Here is a 22,750-nt window from a genome sequence, read left to right as displayed (position 1 = left end):
GTTGCCCGGCATCACACCGTGCCGTCCGCAGCTCAGTATTTGATGTCGCGCGCCCGCTCCCGCCCTTGTTGCTTGGTCTGGCGTTTATCCTGGCGGCACTGGGCGTTGTACTGCTGATCGGCGGCGCGGCAATCCTGCTTGGTCTGGCGCGCGTCCTGGCGGGTTTCCTGGCGTACATCCCGCGCCTGGCGACGCTGGTTGCCCTGCTCGGTGGCCCAGGCGGAACCCGCCGAGGCAACGAGGAAAGTCGCCGCCACCATCGCAGTGAACAGGGAACGAGTCATGGCATCACCTCCTGCGGCGCAGGGATCGGGACTATCCAGTACAGCCGATTTCCCTCGGGCCTGCAGGCGCCGGCGCAGGGTTGCCGGCGCTGATCGACGAAAGGCAATGGCGGCTGCGACGACAGGCGGGCGGTGCCCTGCAGCCGACTGAGCCGACTCAGTGATCGCGCACCAGCAGCACCGGGCGCTTGCTTGACTGCAGAACACCTTCGGCAACGCTGCCCAGCATCAGGCGATGCACGCCACGGCGACTGTGGGTGCCCATGACGATGGCGTCGGCCTTGACGGCGTCGGCCTCGATCTCGATGCGGTCGGCCACCTCTTCACCGGTCGTCTCCATGCTGACCCGCTGGTAAGTGGCGGGCACGCCGTACTCCGCGACCACCTCCCGCGCCTTGCCCAGGATGTCGTCGGCGGCCTTGAGCGCAGCAGCCTGCAAGGCTTCGGCGTCATAGTACTTGGCGTAATAAGGCAGGTGCCCCAGAGGGCGATCGACGATGGTGATGACATGCAGTTCACCACCGCTCATGCGGACCAGCCGTGCGCCTTCGGCCAGGGCTTTGAAGGAAACGGCGCTGCCGTCCACGGCGGCCAGTACGTGCTCGTACATGATGTGTTCCTCGTTGGTTGGGCAGTAAGACCTTAGCTGCCCAGCCTGGAAACGCCCTTGTGCCGTGTCAATGGAATCGCGCTGGCCGGCAGGCTCCAGGCTCCAGGCTCCAGGCTCCAGGCTCCAGGCTCCAGGCTCCAGGTTCAGTGCGCCGAAGCCGCCACCTCGTCGCGACAGGCCGACGGACTTTGCCCCGTCCAGCGCTTGAAGGCCCGACGGAAGCCACGCACGTCGCTGTAGCCGAGGGCTTCGGCGATGCGTTCGATGGCCATGTCGGGATTGCCCAGCAGGCTCATGGCTCGCGCGTGGCGCACCTGTTCCTGCAATGCGTCGAAAGTCATGCCATGCTCGCTCAGTCGCCGACGCAGGGTGCGACTGCTCATGTTCAGCTGGCTGGCGACCTTGTCGATCGGGCTGCCGTTGGCCAGGTCACGGGCGATGGCGCGCTCCACCGTTTCCAGCAATCCGGTCTTCTGCTGCACCTGGGCAGACTCGGTCTCCAGCAGATTGAGCGCCTGGCGCAGGGCAACGGGATGGTGGCTGGGCAGTTGCACGTCCAGCCAGTGGCTGGCGATGACCACGCGATTGTGCAGGCAGCCAAACTGCAGGTTCGGCCCGAGCAGCCGGCGATACTCAGCCTCGTAGCCCGGCACGGCATGGGTGAACTCGAAGCGCAGGGGCTGGAACTGGGGACCGATCAGCGTGCGGTTGTAGACCAGCAGGCTGGCGAAGAACTCTTCCACGGCAAATACCTGGATGTCGGCGTAGGGCAGCCGGCATTCGACTTCGATGAAGCTTTCCTCGGGCCCCTCGATCAGGTTGCACAGCGCTATGCCACCGGTGGTGTGCTGGAAGCGCCGACCGACCTCAAAGGCGTCACGCAGGGTCTTGCACAGGGACAGCACGTGGCCAAGCAGGCCGAGGGTACCCAGCACGTTGTGGTGACCGACCCAAAGCCCCAGGCCACGGTCGGGCAGCGCCGCGAGGGCACGCTGGATCATGGTCACCGTCTGCCGGTACGTCACGCGCTGAGCCGGGTCCTGCAGCTCCTCGGCGGTAAAGCCGAGCCCGCGACACAGGCGCTCGCTACTCACGCCCTGGTCACTGGCGACTTCGGCCAGGGTCTGCAGCAGAAAGGGCGAAACCAGGGCCAGGTCGAACTGCGCGTCGATGCTTGTGCTGGGCATGTAGGCTGCTCTCGATCGGGGGCGCCAGCGATTCTTGTTATGTGGCCGGCGCACGATGGCCGCATCATAACGCGTTCGCAGGCCCGCCAAGAGCAGGCGTAACAGAATATTACAGAGCCTCTCGCACTCCCTCGCCGCCGTGGCCGTGAACACTGGGCGGCGCGCCCCTTCCCCCGCCTATTAAAAACCAGGCCGTCGGCCTGGTTCTTTCGGCGAAGCGGACCGGCCGCTCAGCTATACACCGGCCACTGCTCGACGATGCGCCCTCCGCGCACGGCCAGCAGGTCGCCGAACTGCAGCAGGATCGACTCGGACTGGGTCGGCCGCAGGAACACCTGATCGTCCACCTTCAGGCCGACGGCGCTGGAGCCGTTGACCATTTCCTGGTTCGAGCTGCGGCCATACAGCCCGTTGAACTGCAAGCCCTTGGGCGATTCCGGCTCGGCCATCCAGTTGCCGCCGTAGACGAAGAAGGTCTCGCGCTGGTTCGGGTCCCACCAGGAGAACAGCTTCGACTTATCGTCCAACGCCGGAATCCGTACCGCGCCGGTGCTCTTGATCACCGGCGTGGCGATGAAAGCCGCCGGCTGGTGCTCCACCAGGGACGGCAGGTCGTAATGAGTCGGTTTGACCAGCGCCGAGCCCACCGATACTTCGCTGCTGGTGCGCTCGTTCTCGTGCATGCGGAAGCTCGGGCTGCCGGCGGTATTGAGCGTCAGGCCGGGCTTCCACAGCGAGGCATGGCGGGTACGGGCGTAATCGACGAAGCCGTCGTAGAGCGTCATGACCTTGGCGAAAAGCTCCTCCGAAGAGCCAAGAACTTCGGGTACGCCCATGCCGACGAAGGGGTCGTAGCCCATGAAGCCGGCGAACTCCAGGTGCTGCGGGTTGGCGCCGATGATCGTGAGCATCCGGTCCAGGGTGTCGTGATCCGCCACGCCGCCGCGGTGCAGCCCGACGTCCAGTTCGATGTTGATCCGCAGCCGGGTGTTGCGCCCTTGCGCCAGCGCCAGGTACTGCTGCAGGCGCTCGGGGGTATCGAGCAGCCATTGCAGCTGGGTGGTAGGGTCGAAGGGGCCGCGCAGGTTCTCGTAGAACTGCTGCGCCGACCCCACCGGCAGCGGCTTGCCCAGCAGCAGGTCTGAATCGGGGAAGCGCTCGGCATCGTGGTTGAGGAACGGCTGGTGGAACGACATCATCCGCCGGGTGCCGGCACGCTTGGCGATGTAGTCGAGCAATTGCGGCGATGGCAGGGACTTCTCCACCACGCGCAGGTGCTTGCCGCCGCGGGCTACCGATTGCATCACCACGTCGACGTTGTGGTCCAGCCGGTCGAGGTCGATCAGCATCACCGGGCGCATCGGCCCATGCTCGCGCAGCTCGCGGTTCAGCTGGGCGAAGTAGTCGTCGTAAGGGGCGCCGTGGTCGCCCGGGCGCAGCCAGGCGCCGGCACCGGCGAGCAGGACGCCCGCGCCCGCCGCGCCGACGAGGAAATTGCGTCGTTTCATGGATTGTTCTTCCTTGTCAGGCCACGCCCAGGATCGATGACAGGTGGGCATTGAGGAACTTGCCCTGTGGGTCCAGCTCGCGACGTACCTCGGTGAACTCCTTCCAGCGCGGATACAGCGGTTGCAGCGTGCGCGCGTTCAGCGTGTGCAGCTTGCCCCAGTGCGGCCGGCCGGCGTATTTCCAGAAGATCGGTTCGACGGCGGCGAAGAAGTTGTGATGGTCCATGCTGTAGTGCTGGTGTACGGAGATCGAACAGCTGTCACGACCCTCGAACATGCTCAGCGGAATGTCATCGGCCTTCACGTAGCGGTATTCGATGGGGAACCAGGTGCGCAGGTCCTTGTCGTTGATCAGCTTGAGTATCTCGCGCAGGCAGGCCGGGCCGTGTTCGGCGGGAACGGAGTATTCCATCTCGTTGAAGCGCACATTACGCACGTTGGCGAAGATGTCGTAGGAGTCGCCGACCCGGTCGTCGAAGCTGGCGACATGGCGCAGGCTGTTGAGCAGGAAGCGCCGCGCGGCAGGGAAGTCGCTGCCGTACTTGTCGAGATTCTCGATGATGCTGACATAACCGTTGCCGCCCTCCTCGGCCGGGTCCAGCGGCGGTGTGGCAGGGTCTTCGGTCTCGTTCAGGGCGATGGACAGCGCGTAGTCGGAATGGGTCAGCACCTGCATCTCCCAGTGCTGGTTCTCGCGGGTGTTCTTCTCCACGTCCTCCAGCAGCTCCTCGGTGCTGGCGATCCACTGCCGTTCGCGCAGGCGGAAGGCCGCGCGATTCTGCAATCGCACGCGGGTGGCGATACCGAACGCACCCAGCGACACCCGCGCGGCGTTGAACACCTCGGGGTGGTGCTGGGCGTCGCAGTCCAGCACCTCGCCGCTGGCGGTCACCAGTTGCAGGCCGGTCACACGGGTGGAATAGGAGCCGAAGCCGACGCCGGTGCCATGGGTCGAGGTGGAGATCGCCCCGGCCAGGGTCTGGTAGTCGATGTCCGACATATTCGGCAGCGCCTGGCCGATCTCCTTCAGTGCCGGCCCCATGAGCGACATGGGCGTACCGGCGGCGAACTCCGCCTGCAAGGTGTCGGCGTCATGGCCGAGCAGGCCGTTGAAGTACGCCAGCGAGACCAGCGTGCCGTCCGTGGGTACCAGGGCGCTGAAGGAATGCGCCGAGCCCACCGGACGCACCTTGCCCTGGGCCTGGCGGATGACCTGCACCAGCTCGTCGAGGCTCTGCGGCGCCAGGCGCGCCGCCGGCAGGCAACTCTGCCCACCGGACCAGTTGCGCCAGGGGATCAGCCGTGGCGCGCGAGCCAGCTCGGCTGCCAACGGGCTGGTCGACAGCGCGGCGAAGGCGCCGGCAATACCGGCGTTTTGCAGGAGCCGGCGCCGGGTAAGGTGAATAGGCATCGAAAGAACCCCGTGCTTACTGGACCGGCAGGCCGGACATGAAGGAAATCAGCGCGAGGAACTCGTCCTCCGAGCACTGCATGCACATGCCCATCGGCGGCATGCCCTTGTAGCCATTGATGCTGTGGTCCAGCAGGCTGTCGGCGCCCTGGGCGACGCGTGGCTGCCAGGCTTTCGTGTCGCCGCTCTGTGGCGCGCCGGAGGCCGGGTTGGCGTGGCAGAGCTTGCAACTGCTGTCGTATATCTTCGCCAACGCGGGGTCGGCGGGCGCCAGCGCGGCGGCATTGGCGGTGGCGGGCGGCGCTGCATCATCGCCACAGCCGCCGAGCAGGCCGACCAGCGCCAGCAAGGCCGCCGGCTGCCAGAGTCTTGCGGGTTTCACCATGCTGCTCCCCCTCTTGTTACCGCGCCCGGCAGGCGGTGCGGATTCTTGTTTTCATGGGCAGGGGTCAGGTTAATTCGTGCGCACTCCACCCCCGAGGACTTTGCCGGCCAACCAGGGGGCTTTGAGCGGACAACGTCACGACTTGGGTTGCCTGTCGGTTTCAGGATGCGGGGCGTCGTTCGAGTGCTATCCCTAATTCAGGGGAATGGCAATCTTCGAGGATCAGGCGCGCACAGATGCCTGGCCGGACCGCAACACCCCATAAGAACGATGGCGCCCCGCAGAGCCACGCATACCGTGACGTGGCCGGTACGCCGCCGCCGAAGGATTCCGGGTCGCCGCCCATCGCAGGCGCCCGCGATGTCGAGGTGCGCTGTATGCCTGATGATTCGCTTCACCTGCCCCTGATCCACGATGTGCTGGAACGTCTCAAGGCCACGCCCGGCGCCCTGCTGCCGGTGCTGCACGCCATCCAGGACTGCGTCGGCTACATCCCCGACGATGCCCTCCCCGAAATTGCCCATGCCCTGAACCTCAGCATCGCCGAGGTACGCGGGGTGATCAGTTTCTATCACGACTTCCGCATCGCTCCCCCGGCGCGCCATACGCTGCGCCTGTGCCGCGCCGAGTCGTGCCAGAGCCGGGGCGCAGAAGCCCTCGCCGCGCAACTGCGCGAACAGCTCGAGCTGGACGACCACGGCACCAGCGCCGACGGCCGCATCAGCCTGCGCCCGGTCTACTGCCTGGGCGCCTGCGCCTGCTCGCCGGCGTTGGAGCTGGACGGCCGCGTGCACGCCCGCCTTACCGCCGACCGCCTGCGCGAGCTGGTGAACGGTTGCCGGGAGGACGCCGCATGCTGAGGCTGTTCATCCCCTGCGATTCGCTGGCCCGCGCGGTGGGCGCCGACGAAGTGACCGACGCCCTGGTCGCCGAGGCCGAGCGCCGCCAGTTGCCGCTGGATATCCAGCGCACCAGCTCGCGCGGCCTCTACTGGCTGGAGCCGCTGCTGGAGCTGGACAGCGACGCCGGCCGGCTGGGCTTCGGCCCGCTCTTGGTCGACGACGTGCCGGCCCTGCTCGATGCCCTCTGCGACGACCCAACCAGCCATCCGCTGGCCCTCGGGCCGGTGGAAGAGCTGCCCTACCTGAAGACCCAGCAGCGTCTGCTCTTCGCCCGCGCCGGCATCACCCGGCCGCTGTCGCTGGGCGACTACCGCGCCCATGGCGGCTTCGAGGGTCTGACCCGCGCCATCGGCCTGGACGGTGCCGACGTCGTCGCCGCGGTGCTCGATTCCGGCCTGCGCGGCCGGGGTGGCGCCGCCTTCCCCGCCGGCATCAAGTGGCGCACCGTGCGTGACGCCGCGGGCCCGCAGAAGTACGTGGTGTGCAACGCCGACGAAGGTGATTCCGGCACCTTCGCCGACCGCATGCTGATGGAGGGCGACCCCTTCCTGCTGATCGAGGGCATGGCCATCGCCGGCCTCACCGTCGGCGCGACCATGGGCTACATCTATGTGCGCTCGGAATACCCGGACGCCATCGCCACCTTGAATCAGGCCCTGAAGACCGCCCGCGAAGCCGGCTACCTCGGAGACGATATCTGCGGTAGCGGCCGCGCCTTCGAACTGGAAGTGCGGGTCGGCGCCGGCGCCTACATCTGCGGTGAGGAAACCGCCCTGCTCGACTCGCTCGAAGGCAAGCGCGGCGTGGTCCGCGCCAAGCCGCCGCTGCCCGCGTTGCAGGGCCTGTTCGGCCTGCCGACACTGGTGCACAACGTACTCACCCTGGCCTCGGTGCCGATCATCCTGGCCAGGGGAGCACCGTTCTATCGCGACTTCGGCATGGGCCGATCGCTGGGCACCATGCCCTTCCAGCTGGCCGGTAACGTCCGCCACGGTGGACTGGTGGAGCGCGCCTTCGGCCTGACACTGCGCGAGCTGGTGGAAGGCTATGGCGGCGGCACCGCCAGCGGCCGTCCGCTGAAGGCCGCGCAGGTCGGCGGCCCGCTGGGCGCCTGGGTGCCGCCATCGCAGTTCGACACCCCGCTGGACTACGAGGCCTTCGCCGCCGTCGGCGCCATGCTCGGCCATGGCGGCGTGGTGGTCGCCGACGACAGCCTGGACATGGCGCGCATGGCGCGCTTCGCCCTGCAGTTCTGCGCCGAGGAATCCTGCGGCAAGTGCACGCCCTGCCGTATTGGCTCGACCCGCGGCGTGGAAGTAGTGGACCGGCTGATCGCCGCCACCGACATCACCGCCCGCGAGGAACAGGCGCGACTGCTCACCGACCTCTGCGACACGATGCAATACGGCTCGCTCTGCGCCCTCGGCGGAATGACCGCCTTCCCCGTGGCCAGCGCCCTCAAGCACTTCCCCGCCGACTTCGGTCTGGCGACTTCGGAGGCCGACCAGTGATCAACTACTTCGATCCCTCCACGTCCAGTGGCGACACCCGCGACATCGACTTCGGCACGCCCGCGCGCGAGAGCGCCGTGCAGGTCAGCCTGAACATCGACGGCCGCGCAATCAGCGTGCCCGCCGGCACCTCGGTGATGCGCGCCGCCGCCCTGCTGGGCACCACCATCCCGAAACTCTGCGCCACCGACAGCCTGGAAGCCTTCGGCTCCTGCCGCATGTGCCTGGTGGAGATCGACGGCATGCGCGGCTACCCGGCCTCCTGCACCACGCCGGTGAGCGAAGGCATGGTGGTGCGCACGCAGACGTCCAAGCTGGCGGACCTGCGCCGCAACGTGATGGAGCTGTACATCTCCGACCATCCGCTGGACTGCCTGACCTGCTCCGCCAATGGCAACTGCGAGCTGCAGACCGTGGCCGGCCAGGTCGGCCTGCGCGAGGTGCGCTACGGCTACGACGGCGCCAACCACCTGAGTGATGCGAAAGACGTCTCCAACCCCTACTTCGACTACGACCCGAGCAAGTGCATCGTCTGCAATCGCTGCGTGCGCGCCTGCGAGGAAACCCAGGGCACCTTCGCCCTGACCATCTCAGGGCGCGGCTTCGAGTCCCGCGTGGCGGCGGCCGGCGGCGAGAATTTCCTAGACTCCGAGTGCGTCTCCTGCGGCGCCTGCGTGCAGGCCTGCCCCACCGCCACGCTGATGGAAAAGAGCGTGGTCGAGATCGGCCAGCCGGAGCGCGCCGTCATCACCACCTGCGCCTACTGCGGCGTGGGCTGCTCCTTCCGCGCCGAGATGAAGGGCAACCAGTTGGTGCGGATGGTCCCGGACAAGAACGGCCAGGCCAACCACGGCCACTCCTGCGTCAAAGGCCGTTTCGCCTGGGGCTACGCCACGCACCCGGACCGCATCACCAAGCCGATGATCCGCCAGCACATCAACGACCCCTGGCAGGAAGTCAGCTGGAACGAGGCAGTCACCTACGCCGCCAGCGAATTCCGCCGCATCCAGACGAAGTACGGGCGCGACTCCATCGGCGGCATCACCTCCAGCCGCTGCACCAACGAGGAGACCTACCTGGTGCAGAAACTGGTGCGCGCGGCATTCGGCAACAACAACGTCGATACTTGTGCGCGGGTCTGCCACTCGCCCACCGGCTACGGCCTCAAGCAAACCCTGGGCGAATCCGCCGGCACCCAGAGCTTCGACTCGGTGATGCACTCCGACGTGGTGCTGGTGATGGGCGCCAACCCCACCGACGCGCACCCGGTGTTCGGCTCGCAGCTCAAGCGCCGTTTGCGCCAGGGCGCGCAGTTGATCGTCATCGACCCGCGGCGCATCGACCTGGTCGATTCGCCCCACGCCCGCGCCGAGCTGCACCTGCAACTGCGCCCCGGCACCAACGTCGCCATGCTCAACGCCCTGGCCCACGTCATCGTCACCGAGGGGCTGGTCAAGCAGGACTTCGTCGATGCGCGCTGCGAGGCCAGCGACTTCATCCGCTGGCGCGATTTCGTCAGCCTGCCGGACAACGCCCCGGAAGTGCTCGGGCCAGTGTGCGGCGTGCCCGCCGAGGAAATCCGCGCCGCCGCGCGCCTCTACGCCACCGGCGGCAACGCGGCGATCTACTACGGCCTGGGCGTCACCGAACACAGCCAGGGCAGCACCGCGGTGATGGGCATCGCCAACCTCGCCATGGCCACCGGCAACGTCGGCCGCGAGGGCGTCGGGGTGAACCCGCTGCGCGGCCAGAACAACGTGCAGGGCTCGTGTGACATGGGTTCCTTCCCCCACGAGTTGCCCGGCTACCGGCACATTTCCAACCAGACCGTGCGCAGCCAGTTCGAAGAGGCCTGGGGCGTGACCTTGCAGCCCGATCCCGGCCTGCGCATCCCCAACATGTTCGAAGCGGCGCTGGGCGGCACCTTCAAGGCGCTGTACTGCCAGGGCGAGGACATCGCCCAGAGCGACCCCAACACCCAGCACGTCACCGCCGCCCTCTCCGCCATGGAATGCGTGGTGGTGCAGGACATCTTCCTCAACGAAACCGCCAAGTTCGCCCACGTACTCCTGCCGGGCAGCTCCTTCCTCGAGAAGGACGGTACCTTCACCAACGCCGAGCGGCGCATCTCGCGGGTTCGCAAGGTCATGGAGCCACTGGGCGGCAAGGCCGACTGGGAAGCCACCGTAGCCCTGGCCAACGCCCTGGGCTATCCGATGGACTACCAGCACCCGGCGCAGATCATGGACGAGATCGCCCGCCTGACACCGACCTTCACCCGCGTCAGCTATGCCGAACTGGACCGCCATGGCAGCCTGCAATGGCCGTGCAACGACGCCGCGCCCGACGGCACGCCGACCATGCACATCGAGCAGTTCGTGCGCGGCAAGGGGCGCTTCATGCTCACCGGCTACGTGCCCACCGAGGAGAAGGTCAACGCCCGCTACCCGCTGCTGCTCACCACCGGGCGCATCCTCAGCCAGTACAACGTCGGCGCGCAGACCCGGCGTACCGACAACGTTGCGTGGCACGAAGAGGACCGCCTGGAGATTCACGCCAGCGACGCCGAAAGCCGAGGCATCAATGACGGCGACTGGGTTGGCGTCGGCAGCCGCGCGGGGCAGACGGTGCTGCGCGCCAAGGTCAGCGAGCGCGTGGCGCCAGGGGTGGTCTACACGACCTTCCACTTCCCCGAGTCGGGCGCCAACGTGATCACCACCGACAACTCGGACTGGGCCACCAACTGCCCGGAATACAAGGTCACGGCGGTGGAAGTGGTGCGCGTGTTCCAGCCTTCGGAATGGCAGAAGCGCTACCAGGCGTTCAGTGACGAACAACGGCGCTTGCTCAAGGACCGCCGCCACGCGCAAACCGAGAGAGCCGAGAAAGCCGAGGTGCGCCGATGAGCGTCGAAAACCTGATCAAGATGGCCAACCAGATCGGCCAGTACTTCTCCACCGAGTCGGATCACGACCTGGCGGTTCACGGCGTTCGGCAACACCTGCAGAATTTCTGGACGCCGGCCATGCGCCGCGAGCTCAGCGTTTGGCAGGAGCAGAACCCGGGCGCCGAACTGCATGCCCTGGTGCGGGCGGCGTTGACCGAAAGAGTGGCCTAGCCGACTGCGGAAACCAGCCCGGCGCGCAGGCTGGGTTCCGACAGCGCCTCAGGCGTGCTTGCCCGAATCCTTCTCGGCCGGGACCGCATACTGCGGCTTGAGCTTGCCATCCTGATCGAGCAGCCAGGCATCCATGATCTCGCGCACCACCGGCCCGGCCACGCGGCCGCCGGCTTCGCCGTTCTCGATGGTCACCGAGACCACGATGGACGGCTCGCTGGCCGGGGCGAAACCGACAAATAGCGCGTTGTCGCGGTGGCGCTCCTGGGTCTTCAGGCGGTTGTAGCGCTCGCCCTGGCGGATTGCGACGATCTGCGCGGTGCCGCTCTTGCCGGCGATGCGGTACTGCGCGCCCTGCCCCGCGGCCCGCGCGCCGCCGCCCGGATCGTGCATCACCAGTTGCATGCCGTAGTTCACCGCGTCCCAGTCGCGGGGATTGCTCAGGTGGATGTCAGGCATGGGATGGCTGTCGACGACATCCTCGCCGCCCACCGACTCGGCCAGTCGCGGACGGTGCCAGGCGCCCTTGCTGGCGATCAGCGAGGTCGCTTCGGCGAGTTGCAGCGGCGTCACCTGCATGTAGCCCTGGCCGATGCCAAGGATCACCGTCTCGCCAGGGAACCAGGCCTGGCGCCGGGTAGCACGCTTCCACTCGCGGGACGGCATCAGGCCGGGGGCTTCCTCGGCCATGTCGATGGACACCTTGCTGCCGAGCCCGAAGCGCGTCAGGTAATCGTGCATGCGGTCGATGCCGAGCTTGTGCGCGACGTCGTAGAAGTAGGTGTCGTTGGAGCGCTTGATGGCCGTGTCCAGGTCCACCCAGCCGTCGCCGCTGTGGTTCCAGTTGCGGTACTTGTGGTCGTAGTTGGGCAACTGGAAGTAACCCGGATCGAAGACCCGCGTAGCCGGCGTGATGGTGCCGGTATCCAGCCCGGCGATGGCCACCACCGGCTTGATGGTCGAGCCCGGCGAGTACAGCCCGCGCAGCGCGCGGTTGAACAGAGGCCGGTCGATGGAGTCGCGCAACTGCGCGTACTGCGCCGAGCTGATGCCGTTGACGAACAGGTTCGGGTCAAAGCTCGGGTTGCTCACCATTGCCAGCACCTGGCCGGTGTTCGGGTCGAGCGCCACCACGGAGCCGCGGCGATCGCCCAGGGCCTTCTCGGCGGCGACCTGCAGGTCCACGTCCAGGCCGAGCACGATGTTCTCGCCGGCCACCGGCGGCACCTTCTTCAGCACGCGCATGACGCGGCCCTGGGCGTTGGTTTCGACTTCCTCGTAGCCGACGTGGCCATGCAGTTGCGGCTCGTAGAAGTGCTCGATACCGGTCTTGCCGACGTATTCGGTGCCCCGGTACTCGGTGCTGTCCAGGCGCGCAGCCTCGCGTTCGTTGATCCGCCCGACGAAGCCGACCGAGTGGGCGAAATGCTCGCCGTATGGATAGTGGCGCACGAACTCGGCATCCACATCGATGCCCGGCAGCTTGTAGCGGTTGACCTCGATGAGGGCGATCTGCTCCTCGCTCAGGTCATGCAGGAGGGTGACCGGCTCGAAGGGATGGCGGCTCTTCTTCAGCGCCTTGTCGCACTGCAGGCGTTGCTCGGGGCTCAGGTGAAGGATATCGGTGACCTGGTCGAGCACCGCCTTGGAATTGCCGGCGCGCTCGCGGGTCAGGGTAAGGTTGAAGCTGGGCAGGTTCTCGGCGAGCACCTTGCCGTTGCGGTCGAAGATCAGCCCGCGTTCCGGGGGAATCGGCAGGACGTGGATGCGGTTGTTTTCAGAGACGGTGGCGTTGGTCGCGTAGTCGGTGACCTGGAGGAAGTACAGCCTCGCCACCAGGGTCACGCTCATCAGGGCCACCAGCGCGCCGCAGGCGATCAGCCGGCGGTTGACCAGCGTCGACTCCTGCTGGTGGTCCTTGAGTTTGATCGGATCGTGCATCGGGAGATTCCAGAAGGTCCCCATCGATCCTGCGGAAAAGCGCTTCAACCACGCCGAGCGCGGGGGCTTTCCGATCGATGCGGCCTGATTACAGCGCAGTTGGGCGGAAGAAGCCGGCGGCGCCTGGCGCGGTGCAATCACGCGTCATCGGGTATGCCGGCGCGGCATGGTACCAGACCGCCAGGCCGGATTCTGACCGACAGTCGAGGCGTCTCCCTCGTGCCAGGCGCCCCAACCGTTCCCGGTATTCCTCTGCGGGGTGATGCCAATCGCGGACGGAGTCCGCTCCTACGAAGCCTGACACCTTTGCAGGAGAGGGCCTTGTCCGCGATATCTGCCAACCCTGCGAAAAACGTCAACGGCATGCACCCGTGTAGGAGCGGACTCCGTCCGCGATTGGCCTACCCTCGCACCCGGCCCACCCAGGATTGCGGACAAGACTCGCGGCACCTTAATCCATAGCTCCGGATGCTACGGAGTGTGTTCGTTGCTGAAAAATCAGACCACCGAGCCTTCCGGCGGCTGCTCCAGCACCGCCACGACCACCGCGCTGCCGACGATCAGTACGATGCCGACCAGCGACAGCAGGCTGAGCACCTCGCCCCAGATCAGGTAGCCGAGCAGGCTCGCCCAGATGATGCTGGTGTAGGTGTACGGCGCCAGCGTGGCGGCGTGGGCGCGGCGTACGGCAATGGTGAAGAGCAGTTGCCCGAGAGTCGCGAGCAGACCGAGGGCGAGCATCAGGCCCAGGTCCGGCAGGCTCGGCGTGCTCCAGGAAAACGGCAGCGTCGCCCCGGTGACCAGGGTGCCGACCACAGTGAAATACAGCACCGTGGTGGTGGAGTCGTCAGTGACGCGGATACGGCGAATCTGGATCATCGACAACGCGCCGAAGAACGCGCTGGCGACCAGCAGCGCCGGGCCGACCAGGCTGGCCTCGGCGTTGTCGGGCTTGACCACCATCAGCACGCCGAGAAAACCGAGCACCGCCGCCAGCGCGTTGCGCGGCAGCAGGCGCTCGCCCAGCAGCAGCGGCGCCAGCACGATCACCAGCAGCGCCTCGGAATAGGCGATGGAAATCGCCTCGCTCAGGGGCACGTAGGGCAACCCGGCGAAGAACAGCGCGGACGACCCCAGCAGCGTCACCGCGCGGATGGTCTGGCCACGCACGTCCAATTGCCGCCAGCGCTCAGCCAGCGGCCGGCCACGCAGGCAGAGGAGAAAGGCCGGCAGCACGCCGAAGGCCATACGGAAGAAGGTCACCTCGTTGGCCGGGTACTTCAACGCCACCATCTTGGCCAGTGCATCCACCACGGCGAAACAGAACATCGACAACAGCATCAGGCCCACGCTGCGCATGGCATGGCTACGAGGGGCAACGAGGGTCAGCTGGGGCATGTCGTGATCTCCTTTGGCGGCGGTGGGTACAAGCGCTTCAGCGCGAGCTGAAGCGACTGGCGAGGAAGGGCGTCACCGGCACGCTGGTGATGCCGTCGCTGGCCTGCTCGGCGAGCAACTGGCCGCTGATGGCGCCCAGCGTCAGGCCGATATGGCCGTGGCCGAAGTTGTAGAAGACCTGCGGCAGCCGCCGGGACGGGCCGAGCACCGGCATGCTGTCCGGCACCGAGGAGCGGAAGCCCATCCACTGCGATACCGGCTCGTGCTGCAGGCGCAGGAAGCGCCGCGCGCCACGGGTCAGGAAGCGGTAGCGCGCCGGGCTCGGCAGTGCCTCCAGCCCGGCGAATTCCACCGTGCCGGCCACGCGCAGGCCCTGCGCCATGGGTGTCATGTAGAAGCCGCCAGCGCCCCAGCACACCGGGCGGTTGAGCACCTGGCCGGCATGGCCGAAGAGCACGTGATAGCCGCGCTCGGTGTCCTGCGGCACGGCATCGCCCAATTGGTCCACCAGCGTGCGCGACCAGGCGCCGGTGCACAGCGCCACGCGGTCGGCAGCCAGGCGCTCGCCGGTCGCCAGTTGCGCCTGCACCGCGTCCCTGCCCTGCCCGGCCGGTTCCAGGCCCAGCAGCTCGCCGCGACGAAACTCGCCACCCATGGAAACGAAGCGCTCGAACAGGCGCAGGCTCAACGCGTAGGGATCGAGCGTGCGGCTCACGCCGGGCAGCTCCACCGCGCAACTGGCGCGGGCGTTGAGTGCAGGTTCCAGCTCGCGTAATTCACCGCCTTCGACGAAACGGATCGGCACGTCGAAGCGCCGGTGGTAATCCACCATGGCCTCGGCGTCGCGGCGTTCATGCTCCTCGAAGATGTACAGCGAGCCGTCATGGCGGATCAGGTCATTGGCGCCGGCCTCGTCGAACAACCCCTGCCACGCGTCCATGCACGGGTGCAGCAGAGTGTTGAGATCGTGGCCGATGGCTTCCACGCGATCACGCCGGGACGCCGCCAGGAACCGCAGCAGCCAGGGGGCGATACGCGGCAGGTAGGCCGGGCGGATCGCCAGCGGGCTGTCCGGGCGCAGCAGCATGCCCGGCGCCTTGCGCCAGATGCCGGGTGTTGCCACCGGCTCCACTGAGTAGGTGGCGAAGGTGCAGGCGTTGCCGAATGAGGTTGCCAGCCCCGGCGGATTGCGGTCCAGCAAGGTCACGCGGAAGTCCCGGCGTTGCAGTTGCAGCGCGGTGGCCAGGCCGACCACGCCGGCGCCGACCACCAGGGCGTGGCGGCGCAGGTCGTTGGGCTGGGTCATTTGCCGCTCATCACACGGGTCCACAGGCGGGTGCTCATGCGCATCCCCGATGGCGACAGGGTCTTGATCGGGAACAGGGTGTCGAGCACTTCCTGCGGCGGGTAGACAGCCGGGTTGGCACGCAGTGTCGGAGTCACGTACTGGGTCGCGGCGGCGTTGCCGTTGGGGTACTGCACGGCGTTGGTGATGTTGGCGATCACCTCGGGCTGCAGCAGGTAGTTCATGTAGGCGTAGGCGTTCTCCAGGTGCGGCGCACCCTTGGGAATCACCACGGTGTCCACGGCGATGGTGCTGCCTTCGCGCGGCAGGCTGTAGCCGATCTTCACGCCGTTGCCGGCCTGCTGGGCAGTGGTCATGGCCTGCAGCACGTCGCCGCTGAAGCCGATGGCGACGCAGATGTTGCCGTTGGCCAAATCGCTGACGTACTTGGACTGGTGGAAGTAGCGGATCGACGGGCGCACCGCCTGCAGCGCGGCTTCGGCGGCCTTGAAGTCGTCCGGGTTCTGGCTGGCCGGGTCACGCCCCAGCACCTTGAGGGTGATGGGCACCATCTGGGTCGCGTTGTCGATCACCGCGATGCCGCACTGGGCGAGCTTTTCCGCGTTCTTCGGATCGAACAGCAACTGCCAGCTGTGAGTGACATCGGTGTTGCCGAAGATGGCCTTGATCCTGTCCTCGTTGTAGCCGATGCCGACGGTCACCCAGAGGTACGGAATGGCGTAGCGGTTACCCGGGTCGCTGACCTCGAGGATCTTCATCAGCTTGGGGTCGAGGTTGTTCCAGTTGGGCAGCTTGCTCTTGTCCAGTTCCTGGATGGCGCCGGCCTTGATCAGGCGCGGCAGGAAGTGGTTGGACGGGCTGGCCAGGTCGTAGCCGCTGGCGCCGGTCATCAGCTTGGCTTCGGTAGTCTCGTTGCTGTCCACCAGGTCGTAGGTGGTCTGGATGCCGGTCTGTTTGGTGAAGTTCGCCAGGGTGTCGTCGGCGATATAGCCGCTCCAGTTGGCGATGGTGACGGTCGGCGCCGCCTGGGTAGTGCCAGCCAACAGCGACAGGGCCAGGCCTGCCAGGGTCATGGGACGGGTGATCATGCTGCCCTCGGTTTTTTGTTTTCGGGGATGGTCGTCATGGTTCGTCGTGCGTGGGTAAAGCAATGGATCAGGCCTCGGCGCGCGCGCGGCGAACTTCCCAGGCCATGCGCAGCGAGGCGCCGATATCGAAGAACGGGCTGGGCGGCAGGTAGCCGGGAGTGGCCTGCGCCAGCACATCGGCCAGCACGGGCGAGCTGTCGCCCGCCGCCATCTCCACCAGCAGGCGGCCCCACAAGGTGCCGCGCGCCACGCCCGAGCCATTGCAGCCGGCCACGGCATGCAGGCCCTGGTCGACGCGGGCGAAATACGGCTCGCCGGAGCGGGTGCCGCTAAGGTGGCCGGTCCAGGTGTAGGCAATATCGGCCTCGACAATGCCAGGGAAGCGCTTCTGCAAACCGGCGAGATGACGGCGACGTCGCTCGCCCAGCGCGTTGCTGTCGAGGTCGCGATGGCGGTATTCGACCGTGTTGCGGATCAGCAGGCGGCGCCCCGGCAGCAGGCGCACGGTGCCGCCGCCCGGTAGCGGCGCGAGCACGCCCCACTGGCGCTCGCCGAACAGCGACTGCCAGCGCGGCTCATCCAGTGGGCGGGTAATGCTTGCACTCAGTTCCAGTGGGAAAGCCCCGCTGTCGCGCAGGCCGGCGCGGGCGATGAAGGCGCCCAGGCAGACCAGCACCTGCGACGCATGGACTTCGCCCTGCGCAGTGCGCGCTACCCAGCCCTGACCGCTGCGGCGCAGGTCGGCGACACCGCTCTGCTCGAAGACTTCCACCGACGCCGGCAGGCTGTCGGCAAGCCCTTTCACATAGCGCGCCGGCTGCAGCAGCGCGTTGCCGCCCGCGCAATGAATGGCCCGTGCGTAGAAGGCACTGCCGAGCCGTTGCTCGAGTGCTGCGCCCTCGTAGTAGCGCGCGCTGGCGCCGACCGAGGCCAGCGTGGCGAGGATGGAGTCGATGTCGCCAAGGTGCTCGGGGCGGTGGGCGGCAAAGTGGTAGCCGTCGTTGAACAGCTCGCAGTCGATGTTCAGGTCCGCAATGCGCTGGCGAACTTCCTGCGCTGCCGCGATGCCGATGCGCGAAGCCACCTGGTAGGCAGCATGGCCGGGTTGGCCCAGGCGTTCGCTGGCCGCCGGCAACTCGTGGGCGACGACGAAGCCGGAATTGCGCGCCGAGGCGCCCTGGGCGATACGCTGGCGCTCCAGCAGCACCACGCGCTGCTGCGGAAAACGCGCGGCCAGTGTGTGGGCAGCGGACAGCCCGGTAATACCGCCACCGATGATCAGCCAGTCCGCCCGCTGGGTTCCGCTCAGCGTCGGCCGCGCGGGCAACTCGCCCGCCAGGGCGATCCAGCCGCAGTGATTGTTCATTGCCCGGCACTCCTTCACAATCCATGCACCGGGCGTATCCAAGCGATTTCCCCGGTGGCGCGTCATGACCAGAATCTACGGGCAGTTGCGCTGGCCGCACCAACGCTGATTTTTCATCCTCGTATTCTCAAAACGCATAGATTGCGGATGGGCGACTCATGGACAAACTGCTGCGCGTTCCCTCCCTGCAAGCACTGCAGGCGCTGGTGCAGGTTGCCGAGGCCGGCAGCTTCACGGCGGCCGCGCAACAGCTGCACCTGACCCAGAGCGCCATCAGCCGGCAGGTCCAGCAACTGGAGGAGTACTACCGCGTGCCGCTGTTCGACCGAACCAGCCGCAAAGTGGCGCTGACCGAGGCCGGCCGCGAGGTCTACGCGGTGGCCGAGGGCATGCTCCAGCAACTGCTGCGCCTGGAGGAGCGCCTCGCCCCGGCCTCGGCGGAACGGCCCTTCCGCATCCGCATCTTCGTCTCGCTGGCGGTGCGCTGGCTGCTGCCGCGCCTGAGCTCCTTCTACAGCCGTCACCCGGAGCTGTGCCTGTCCATCGAGACGGTGGGCGGCGAAGTGGTGGACGACGGCGGCGACTGCGATGCCTACGTCCTCTACCTGCCCAGTGGCAGCGATCCGCAGGGCCGCGCACTGACGCCGCTGTATGACGAATACCTGATTCCGGTCTGCGCCCCGCGCCTGGACGACGGCCAGCAGCCGCCCCGCTCTCTGGAGGAACTGGCCCGCCATCCGCTGATCCACGCCTCCAGCGGCGGCCTGGAGTGGCCGCAGTGGCTGCGCGCGCAGGACGCGCCACCGCCCACGCAGTTCAAGCACATGCTGTTCAACCTCGACGACCTGGCGCTGGACGCCGCCACCCGAGGCCTGGGAGTGGCCATGACCGACCGCATGCTGGCCCACGACGCCCTGCAGCGTGGCGACCTCATCGTTCCCTTCGGCGAAGCGCTGAAGACCGGCGGCCGCTACGCGCTGTGGCTGCGCGACAGCGGTGCCGCGCATCCGGCCTGCCAGCCGGTGCTCGACTGGTTCGAGGAGCAGCGCAACCCGTTGGAAGGCTGATTCCCGGTTAACGCAGCGGCGCCGGAATCTCGCTGCACAACCCTTCCACCGCCCGCCAGACCGTGTCCCGCGAGCGAGTCAGCACCGCGTTCTTCCATTCGTCCGTATCGATGTAGAAGGCATCACGCAGCTGCTGCTTGATCCGCCGCGCCTTGGCCGCCGGCGCATCGGGCGTGCGATGCAGCCACTGGTCCGCGCGCAGCGCTTCGAGTACCTGCGGGCCGGGCACGGTGCCGAACTCCAGGCTCATGGAAATCAGCAGGGCCTGCGGGCATTCCTCGAACGCGGCATGGACCAGCTTGCCGCTGAGCTTCACCGAAACGCTGTTGCCCTCCTCCGTCGAACGCACGTCGTCACCCCACCAGGCGCGGGCGCGGGCCAGCGCTTCGGGGCGCGGGTCGCCCGAGTAGATGTACTCGCCGTAGCCGCTCGGACCGAGGCCAGTGTGCACGTCGATCCAGGCCATCTCGCGGCAGTGTCGGCCATGCTCGCGCAAGACCTCGCGCACGGTACGGTTGCTCCAGGTCGGCTGCGAGCCGGAAAAGAACAGGCCGTCGGGATGACTGGCCTGGCCCGACGAGATCGCCTTCTGCAACTCCCAGCGACCGTGGCGCAGCGCATAGCCGAGCAGGCGCAGACGCCCCAGTGGGCTGGGCCAGCGTCGCGGCGCGAGCACCGGGTCGAGGCGCGCATAGCCGGGGTTCTCCGGTGCCGTCTGGGCGAAGTCGCGGAAGTTGCGATTGAGGTCGACATTCTCCTGGGTCCAGCGGCGCCACCAGGAGAAGCCAAAAGGGTTGGCGGCATGCAGGTAGAGCACTGCGCAATGGTTGCGGCGAGCGTGCTCGCGCCATGCGGTGTCGGCAAGCAGCGCGCTCTGCACACCCGAGCCGCAGAAGCCTTCGACGCCGTGGCAACCGCTGCTGATGATCAGCAGGCGCTGCGCATCCATCGGACCTTCACGGGCGACGTCCACCGCCAGCGTCTCACCGTCGCGCCCGCGCAGTGGGTGGATGTGGGACTCCACCGGCAGACCGGCGGCCGCACAGGCATCGAGGAACTTGCTGCGCGCCTGGGCGTAACTCTGGGAGAAATACGACGATGCATTCATGGAGACTCCGGCCGTTTCCTGAGGCAGATGGCGGCCGGCAGGATGCATCAGCGCGAAAGCGCGGAGTAATGATCTCTGCACATGAGCATTGAGGCTGGTTATGCCAGCGGCGCGTGCTCCGCGCTGAATGCCGCCAGCATTTCCTCGGCCAGCAGAAGCGCTTCGCGGGTCATCAGTTCCTGCGCCCGGGTGACCAGGGAAATACTCGCCACTGGCGTCGCCTCGGCGATCTGCAACGGCACCAGCACCTGGGCCACCATCGGCAGCTTGAGCATGCGCTGCGACCAGAAACTCACCGCATCGGTGTTGGCCGCCAGCTCCAGGTAGAGCAGCGACGAGGAGCACTCGGTGATGTGTCTGGGCGGCGCCACCTGGCGTTCACGGAAGAACTGCCCGGCCAGGGCGACCTCCAGCGGGTCGGACAGCAACCACTCCAGGTCCAGCAGCTCGTGCAGCGACTTCGCGTCCGCCAGCGGATGGCCCTTGCGCACCGCCAGTGCCGAAGGCTGCGGCGCCAGCTCACGCCAGACCTGCCCGTCGGCGCCTTCCGCCATCGGCTGGGTGGTCAGCACCAGGTCCAGCCGTCCCTCCTTCAGCCCTTCGAACAGCTGCACCGAACGCAACTCGAATATCTGCAACTGCACGTTCGGGTACAGCTCGCGGTAACGTTTGAAGCACGTGGCGAAGGCGCGGTTGGGCGTCACCGGCGACACGCCGATGGCCACACGGCCAGCCGTCGCGCCCTTGAGCGTGTCGATCTCGTCGCGCGCGCGGCGCACTTCCTCGGTGACCAGCCGGGCCATGCTTACCAGTCGCTCACCGTACGGGGTGACCGTCACGCCACGGTTGGAGCGCACCAGCAGCGGTACGCCGAGCTCGCCTTCCAGCTCCTTCACCGCCTTGGACAGCGAGGGCTGGGTGACGTCGAGCAGCCGCGACGCCTCCTGGAGGCTGCCGCTCTCGGCGATGGTGCGCAGGGCGCGCAGTTGATGCAGTTTCATGGCGAAATCCAACCGACTCGTCGAATGCGCGCCACCTTAACCAGTATCGAGCCGGCTTGAAAGAAGCCGGGGCCAGGCCCGGCTTCGCCAAGGGTTGGCGGTCACTCCGCCATGTTCAGGTCCGGCAGTTGCTGCTGGAACATCCGCGTGGCACTGGCCAGGCAGACGAAGCCCAGGCACATCCAGCCAAAGCCGATCATGAAGGACATCCCCGACAGGCTCGACCAGAGCCAGATAGTGCTGAGGAAGCCCACCGCCGGCAGCGCACCATAGCGCAGGTAGTTGCCCCTGCCGGTGAGGCGCTCGTCGATCAGGTAGTGCTTGATCACCGCCAGGTTCACCGCCGAGAAGGCGAACAGCGCGCCGAAGCTGATCATGTTGGCCACGGTATCCAGGGTGACGAACAGCGCGATCAGCGAGAGCAGGCTGATCAGCATGATCGCCGTGGCCGGCACGCGCTTCTTCGTCACCAGCTTGCCGAACACGCGGGGCAACGCGCCGTCCCGGCCCATGGCGAACAGCACGCGGGAGACACTGGCCTGGGACACCATCGCCGAAGCGAAGCAGCCGGCTACGTAGGTGGCGGTAAAGAAGGTCACCAGCCACTCGCCACCGATCCGGCGCAGCACGTCCAGCGACGCGGAGTCGGCATCGGTGAGCGCCTGCCATTCGGGAAATACCAGTTGGCCGAAGTAGGCCATGACGATGAACAGCACGCCGCCGATCAGGGTCACCAGCATGATCGCCGCGGGAATCTGCCGGCGCGGTTCCGGGGTCTCCTCGGCCATGGTCGACACGGCGTCGAAACCGAGGAAGGACAGGCACAGCACGGCCGCGCCGGACATCACCAGCGGCAGGCTGAAGTGCTCGTCATAGAAGGGCTGGGCCAGCGCCACCGGCTCGGCCTGGGCACCCAGGTGGCTCAGCGAGAGTGCGATGAACACCACCACGAACACCATCTGCGCGACGATCAGCACCCAGTTGACGCGGGTGATCGATTCGATGCCGACGAGGTTGAGCAGGGTCACCAGGGCGATGGAGCCGAGAATCCACACCGACAGCGGGACGGAGGGGAAGTAATCGGTCATGTAGATGCCGATCAGCAGGTAGCTCAGCAGCGGCAGGAAGATATAGTCCAGCAGCAGCGTCCAGCCCGCCATGAAGCCGAATGCCGCGCCGAAGGTCTTGCGCGTGTAGCTGTAGACCGACCCCGAGTACGGGTGCGCCTGCACCATGCGTCCGTAGCTGTAGGCGGTCAGCAGCATGGCCGCCAGGGTGAACAGGTAGGCCGTCGGCAGGTGGCCCTTGCTCATCCGGGTGACCAGGCCGTAGGTGGTGAAGACCGCCAGCGGCACCATGTAGGCCAGGCCGAACAGCACCAGCGCCGGAATGCCCAGCGACTTGCGGAAACTGCGTGACGACGCCGAGGGGTTGGGGTGTTGATGGGCAGGCAAGGAAGTATCGGAGACGCTTGTTGTTTTTTTCATGGCTGACTCATGGACTGCGAGCGGCGGGCGCTCGTTGGACAGGAACGGCGTGATGCCGGTCAAGGCTTCCTG

General features: G+C 67.1%; 19 protein-coding genes. 5 read left to right on the top strand and 14 right to left on the bottom strand.

All coding sequences use genetic code 11. The features are described 5' to 3' along the window. Positions 1-32: 32 nt before the first annotated feature. The 6 genes from AC2T4A_RS16975 to AC2T4A_RS16950 form a co-directional block, all read right to left on the bottom strand. Complete coding sequence (locus tag AC2T4A_RS16975) at positions 33-284, bottom strand: hypothetical protein (protein ID WP_478378214.1); 252 nt, start codon at positions 282-284, stop codon at positions 33-35. 157 nt (positions 285-441) lie between these two features. Further along, positions 442-894, bottom strand: a complete 453-nt coding sequence (locus tag AC2T4A_RS16970; protein WP_416749666.1) for a universal stress protein — start codon at positions 892-894, stop codon at positions 442-444. A 143-nt stretch (positions 895-1,037) separates the two neighbouring features. Then, positions 1,038-2,081 (bottom strand): AraC family transcriptional regulator ligand-binding domain-containing protein, encoded by a 1,044-nt coding sequence (locus tag AC2T4A_RS16965; RefSeq protein ID WP_416749668.1) that lies wholly within the window; start codon positions 2,079-2,081, stop codon positions 1,038-1,040. A gap of 230 nt (positions 2,082-2,311) precedes the next feature. Further along, positions 2,312-3,520: a DSD1 family PLP-dependent enzyme gene (locus tag AC2T4A_RS16960; protein ID WP_486743692.1), complete on the bottom strand. Its 1,209-nt coding sequence runs from the start codon at positions 3,518-3,520 to the stop codon at positions 2,312-2,314. An 85-nt stretch (positions 3,521-3,605) separates the two neighbouring features. Continuing rightward, the gene (locus AC2T4A_RS16955; RefSeq protein ID WP_416749686.1) at positions 3,606-5,000 is read right to left on the bottom strand and encodes a D-arabinono-1,4-lactone oxidase; all 1,395 of its coding nucleotides are present in this window, start codon (positions 4,998-5,000) and stop codon (positions 3,606-3,608) included. A 16-nt stretch (positions 5,001-5,016) separates the two neighbouring features. Further along, positions 5,017-5,385: a c-type cytochrome gene (locus AC2T4A_RS16950; protein WP_486741277.1), complete on the bottom strand. Its 369-nt coding sequence runs from the start codon at positions 5,383-5,385 to the stop codon at positions 5,017-5,019. A gap of 377 nt (positions 5,386-5,762) precedes the next feature. Here AC2T4A_RS16950 and AC2T4A_RS16945 point away from each other — a divergent pair, with 377 nt between their 5' ends. Genes AC2T4A_RS16945 through AC2T4A_RS16930 form a run of 4 tightly spaced genes read left to right on the top strand, consistent with a single transcriptional unit; the run spans position 5,763 to position 10,916 of the window. Continuing rightward, positions 5,763-6,245, top strand: coding sequence for a formate dehydrogenase subunit gamma (locus AC2T4A_RS16945; protein ID WP_486741276.1), 483 nt, complete (start codon positions 5,763-5,765; stop codon positions 6,243-6,245). Further along, positions 6,239-7,798 carry a formate dehydrogenase beta subunit gene (locus AC2T4A_RS16940; protein ID WP_486741275.1) on the top strand — a complete coding sequence of 520 codons (1,560 nt, stop codon included), beginning with the start codon at positions 6,239-6,241 and terminating at the stop codon, positions 7,796-7,798. Before AC2T4A_RS16945 ends, AC2T4A_RS16940 begins: the two co-directional genes overlap by 7 nt. Next, entirely contained in the window at positions 7,795-10,704 is a 2,910-nt protein-coding gene (fdhF, locus tag AC2T4A_RS16935; RefSeq protein WP_486741273.1) for a formate dehydrogenase subunit alpha, read from the top strand. The genes AC2T4A_RS16940 and fdhF overlap by 4 nt, the downstream gene beginning before the upstream one ends. After that, positions 10,701-10,916, top strand: coding sequence for a formate dehydrogenase subunit delta (locus AC2T4A_RS16930; RefSeq protein WP_486741272.1), 216 nt, complete (start codon positions 10,701-10,703; stop codon positions 10,914-10,916). The genes fdhF and AC2T4A_RS16930 overlap by 4 nt, the downstream gene beginning before the upstream one ends. A gap of 48 nt (positions 10,917-10,964) precedes the next feature. Here the strand turns inward: AC2T4A_RS16930 and mrdA are convergent, their stop codons facing one another. The 5 genes from mrdA to AC2T4A_RS16905 all read right to left on the bottom strand — a co-directional run bounded on the left by mrdA (position 10,965) and on the right by AC2T4A_RS16905 (position 18,015). After that, positions 10,965-12,857 (bottom strand): penicillin-binding protein 2, encoded by a 1,893-nt coding sequence (mrdA, locus tag AC2T4A_RS16925; protein WP_486741271.1) that lies wholly within the window; start codon positions 12,855-12,857, stop codon positions 10,965-10,967. Positions 12,858-13,355: 498 nt separating this feature from the next. After that, positions 13,356-14,255, bottom strand: coding sequence for a DMT family transporter (locus AC2T4A_RS16920; protein WP_478378205.1), 900 nt, complete (start codon positions 14,253-14,255; stop codon positions 13,356-13,358). Between the two features lie 37 nt (positions 14,256-14,292). Then, positions 14,293-15,561, bottom strand: a complete 1,269-nt coding sequence (locus AC2T4A_RS16915) for an NAD(P)/FAD-dependent oxidoreductase (RefSeq protein ID WP_486741270.1) — start codon at positions 15,559-15,561, stop codon at positions 14,293-14,295. After that, positions 15,558-16,649 (bottom strand): polyamine ABC transporter substrate-binding protein, encoded by a 1,092-nt coding sequence (locus tag AC2T4A_RS16910; protein ID WP_486741268.1) that lies wholly within the window; start codon positions 16,647-16,649, stop codon positions 15,558-15,560. The genes AC2T4A_RS16915 and AC2T4A_RS16910 overlap by 4 nt, the downstream gene beginning before the upstream one ends. A 67-nt stretch (positions 16,650-16,716) precedes the next feature. Then, positions 16,717-18,015: an NAD(P)/FAD-dependent oxidoreductase gene (locus tag AC2T4A_RS16905; protein ID WP_486741267.1), complete on the bottom strand. Its 1,299-nt coding sequence runs from the start codon at positions 18,013-18,015 to the stop codon at positions 16,717-16,719. Between the two features lie 158 nt (positions 18,016-18,173). Between AC2T4A_RS16905 and AC2T4A_RS16900 the strand changes: the two genes are divergently transcribed. Beyond that, entirely contained in the window at positions 18,174-19,082 is a 909-nt protein-coding gene (locus AC2T4A_RS16900) for a LysR substrate-binding domain-containing protein (protein ID WP_486741266.1), read from the top strand. Between the two features lie 7 nt (positions 19,083-19,089). Here the strand turns inward: AC2T4A_RS16900 and AC2T4A_RS16895 are convergent, their stop codons facing one another. The 3 genes from AC2T4A_RS16895 to AC2T4A_RS16885 form a co-directional block, all read right to left on the bottom strand. Further along, positions 19,090-20,190, bottom strand: coding sequence for a M14 family metallopeptidase (locus AC2T4A_RS16895; RefSeq protein ID WP_486741265.1), 1,101 nt, complete (start codon positions 20,188-20,190; stop codon positions 19,090-19,092). A gap of 98 nt (positions 20,191-20,288) precedes the next feature. Further along, positions 20,289-21,191, bottom strand: coding sequence for a LysR family transcriptional regulator (locus tag AC2T4A_RS16890; RefSeq protein ID WP_486741263.1), 903 nt, complete (start codon positions 21,189-21,191; stop codon positions 20,289-20,291). Between the two features lie 101 nt (positions 21,192-21,292). Next, a complete protein-coding gene (locus AC2T4A_RS16885) occupies positions 21,293-22,678 on the bottom strand; it encodes an APC family permease (RefSeq protein WP_478378199.1) in 1,386 nt (461 codons plus the stop codon). Positions 22,679-22,750 lie beyond the last annotated feature (72 nt).

This window comes from Pseudomonas sp. PVC-3-1, assembly GCF_057444315.1.
This window is presented reverse-complemented; position numbering and strand designations above follow the sequence as displayed.

What these genes read in the sequence shown, in the direction of transcription:
- AC2T4A_RS16975 (WP_478378214.1), bottom strand. Translation starts at nt 284, where the DNA reads ATGACTCGTTCCCTGTTCACTGCGATGGTGGCGGCGACTTTCCTCGTT.
- AC2T4A_RS16970 (WP_416749666.1), bottom strand. Translation starts at nt 894, where the DNA reads ATGTACGAGCACGTACTGGCCGCCGTGGACGGCAGCGCCGTTTCCTTC.
- AC2T4A_RS16965 (WP_416749668.1), bottom strand. Translation starts at nt 2,081, where the DNA reads ATGCCCAGCACAAGCATCGACGCGCAGTTCGACCTGGCCCTGGTTTCG.
- AC2T4A_RS16955 (WP_416749686.1), bottom strand. Translation starts at nt 5,000, where the DNA reads ATGCCTATTCACCTTACCCGGCGCCGGCTCCTGCAAAACGCCGGTATT.
- AC2T4A_RS16950 (WP_486741277.1), bottom strand. Translation starts at nt 5,385, where the DNA reads ATGGTGAAACCCGCAAGACTCTGGCAGCCGGCGGCCTTGCTGGCGCTG.
- AC2T4A_RS16945 (WP_486741276.1), top strand. Translation starts at nt 5,763, where the DNA reads ATGCCTGATGATTCGCTTCACCTGCCCCTGATCCACGATGTGCTGGAA.
- AC2T4A_RS16940 (WP_486741275.1), top strand. Translation starts at nt 6,239, where the DNA reads ATGCTGAGGCTGTTCATCCCCTGCGATTCGCTGGCCCGCGCGGTGGGC.
- AC2T4A_RS16930 (WP_486741272.1), top strand. Translation starts at nt 10,701, where the DNA reads ATGAGCGTCGAAAACCTGATCAAGATGGCCAACCAGATCGGCCAGTAC.
- mrdA (WP_486741271.1), bottom strand. Translation starts at nt 12,857, where the DNA reads ATGCACGATCCGATCAAACTCAAGGACCACCAGCAGGAGTCGACGCTG.
- AC2T4A_RS16920 (WP_478378205.1), bottom strand. Translation starts at nt 14,255, where the DNA reads ATGCCCCAGCTGACCCTCGTTGCCCCTCGTAGCCATGCCATGCGCAGC.
- AC2T4A_RS16915 (WP_486741270.1), bottom strand. Translation starts at nt 15,561, where the DNA reads ATGACCCAGCCCAACGACCTGCGCCGCCACGCCCTGGTGGTCGGCGCC.
- AC2T4A_RS16910 (WP_486741268.1), bottom strand. Translation starts at nt 16,649, where the DNA reads ATGATCACCCGTCCCATGACCCTGGCAGGCCTGGCCCTGTCGCTGTTG.
- AC2T4A_RS16905 (WP_486741267.1), bottom strand. Translation starts at nt 18,015, where the DNA reads ATGAACAATCACTGCGGCTGGATCGCCCTGGCGGGCGAGTTGCCCGCG.
- AC2T4A_RS16900 (WP_486741266.1), top strand. Translation starts at nt 18,174, where the DNA reads ATGGACAAACTGCTGCGCGTTCCCTCCCTGCAAGCACTGCAGGCGCTG.
- AC2T4A_RS16895 (WP_486741265.1), bottom strand. Translation starts at nt 20,190, where the DNA reads ATGAATGCATCGTCGTATTTCTCCCAGAGTTACGCCCAGGCGCGCAGC.
- AC2T4A_RS16890 (WP_486741263.1), bottom strand. Translation starts at nt 21,191, where the DNA reads ATGAAACTGCATCAACTGCGCGCCCTGCGCACCATCGCCGAGAGCGGC.
- AC2T4A_RS16885 (WP_478378199.1), bottom strand. Translation starts at nt 22,678, where the DNA reads ATGAAAAAAACAACAAGCGTCTCCGATACTTCCTTGCCTGCCCATCAA.